This is a genomic window from Streptomyces sp. KLMMK, from assembly GCF_036961605.1.
Classification (GTDB): Bacteria; Actinomycetota; Actinomycetes; order Streptomycetales; family Streptomycetaceae; genus Streptomyces; species Streptomyces telluris.
Genome location: NZ_JBAMDC010000632.1, coordinates 1 through 2313, shown reverse-complemented (window position 1 = coordinate 2313; position 2313 = coordinate 1). Strand labels below are relative to the sequence as shown.

At 72.9% G+C, this 2313-nt stretch carries 1 protein-coding gene and 1 pseudogene; both read left to right on the top strand.

Going from position 1 to position 2313, the window contains the following annotated elements; genetic code table 11:
- Nucleotides 1–600 (top strand): annotated as a pseudogene (locus tag V7793_RS36530) (type III PLP-dependent enzyme); the annotation flags it as partial.
- A 261-nt stretch (nucleotides 601–861) separates the two neighbouring features.
- The coding region (asnB, locus tag V7793_RS36525) for an asparagine synthase (glutamine-hydrolyzing) (protein ID WP_336013978.1) at nucleotides 862–2313 on the top strand (1452 nt) is incomplete at its 3' end.

The following is a 2313-nucleotide window of genomic DNA, read 5'->3' as shown; positions in this document are numbered from 1 at the left end:
CCCGCGCCCGCCCTGCTCGCCGTCGCCGCCCGCGTCACGGCCTGGGCGCGCGAGCTGGACACCCGGCACGGCCTCGGGCTGGACGAGGTGAACGTGGGCGGCGGCATGGCCGTCGACTACGCCCGCCCGCACGCCCGCTTCGACTGGGCCGCCTACGGCGCGGGCCTCGCCGCCCTCGCCGCCGCGCACCCCGGCTACACCCTGCGCATCGAGCCCGGGCGCGCGCTGTCCGCCCACTGCGGCTGGTACGTCACCGAGGTCCTCGACGTCCGGCACAGCCACGGCGAGGCGTTCGCGGTCGTCCGCGGCGGCACCCACCACATGCGCACCCCGGCTGCCAAGGGGCACGACCACCCCTTCACGGTGCTGCCCGTCGACACCTGGGAGCGTCCCTGGCCGCGCCCGGCCGCCCTGGACGAACCGGTCACCCTCAGCGGTCAGTTGTGCACCCCGAAGGACGTCCTCGCCCGGGCGGTTCCGGTCGCCGAGCTGCGGGCGGGGGACCGGATCGCCTTCGCGATGGCGGGCGCGTACGCCTGGAACATCTCGCACCACGAGTTCCTGATGCACCCGGCGCCCGCCTTCCGCTTCCTGCCCTGAGTCCGTCTCCTGTCCTGAGTGTGTCTTTCTGTCCTGAGCGGGTCCCGGGCGGCGGCCCGCGATCGTGCGGCGGGGGGCGGGAGTTGGCCGGTTCCCACTGGGTTCCCGGCGTTTTACTCCTACATGGATGGTGAATGCATCTATATGGGCGTACCGTGATCCCCGCGGTCCCCGCCGCCCCCGAGGCGGGGACCGCACCCCACGGGGGAGCAGCCGTACCCGGGCACCCGGGGCGGCCTACCGAAAGGGGAGAACGCAACGATGTGCGGGATCACCGGATGGATCTCCTACGACCAGGACCTCACGGCCCTCACGACGGCGCGCGGCACGCTCGACGCGATGACGCACACCATGGCCTGCCGCGGACCCGACGCCGGCGGCACCTGGCTCGACACCCACGCCGCCCTCGGCCACCGCCGCCTCGCCGTCATCGACATCGAGGGCGGCGCCCAGCCCATGCGCGTCGAACGCGACGGCCGCACCCTGCTCGTCACCACCTACAGCGGCGAGGTCTACAACTACCGCGAGCTGCGGTCCGAGCTGGAGAGCCACGGGCACGTCTTCCGCACCAGCAGTGACACCGAGGTCGTCCTGCACGCCTACCTGGAATGGGGCGAGGACTTCACCGAGCGCCTCAACGGCATGTACGCCTTCGCCCTGTGGGACCCGCGCACCGAGGAACTCCTCCTCGTCCGCGACCGCATGGGCATCAAGCCGCTGTACTACCACCCCACGCCCGACGGCGTCCTGTTCGGCTCCGAACCCAAGGCCGTCCTCGCCCACCCCGCCGTACGCCCCGCCGTCGACGCCGAAGGCCTCGCCGAGCTCGTCGCCTTCACCAAGACCCCCGGCCACGCCGCCTACAAGGGCATGTACGAACTGCCCCCCGGCCACACCGCCCGCATACGCCGCGGCGGCCTGATCCTGCGCCGCTACTGGGCCCTGGAGTCCCGCGAGCACACCGACGACCTCAAGACCACCGTCCGCCACGTGCGCGACCTGCTCGACGACATCGTCGGCCGCCAGCTCATCGCCGACGTCCCCCTGTGCACCCTGCTCTCCGGCGGCCTCGACTCCTCCGCCATCACCGCACTCGCCGCCAAGGGCCTCGCCGACGCCGGAGCCGGCCCCGTCCGCTCCTTCTCGGTCGACTTCACCGGCCACACCGAGAACTTCCGCCCGGACCCCCTGCGGCCCACCCCCGACGGCCCCTACGCCCACGCCCTCGCCGCCCACGTCTCCTCCCACCACTCCGACATCGTCCTCGACGCCGCCGACCTGATGGCCAGGGCCAACCGCGACGCCGTCCTCACCGCCCGCGACATGCCCATCAGCGGCTTCGGCGACGGCGACGTCTCCCTCTACCTGCTCTTCAAGGCCATCCGCGAGCAGTCCACCGTCGCCCTGTCCGGCGAATCCGCCGACGAGGTCTTCGGCGGCTACCGCTGGTTCCACGACCCCGCCCACGTGCACGCCGACACTTTCCCCTGGGCCGCCGCCGGAGCCGCCGACCGCTTCGCCGGCGAACACAGCGGAGGCCGCTCCGCCCTCCTCGACCGCGGCCTCCTCGCCAAGCTCGACCTCGCCGGCTACGAGGACACCCGCTACCGCGAAGCGCTCGCCGAAGTGCCCCGCCTGCCCGGCGAGACCGGCCTGGAACGGCGCATGCGCGAGATCGGCTACCTGCACCTGACCCGCTTCGTCCAGCTCCTC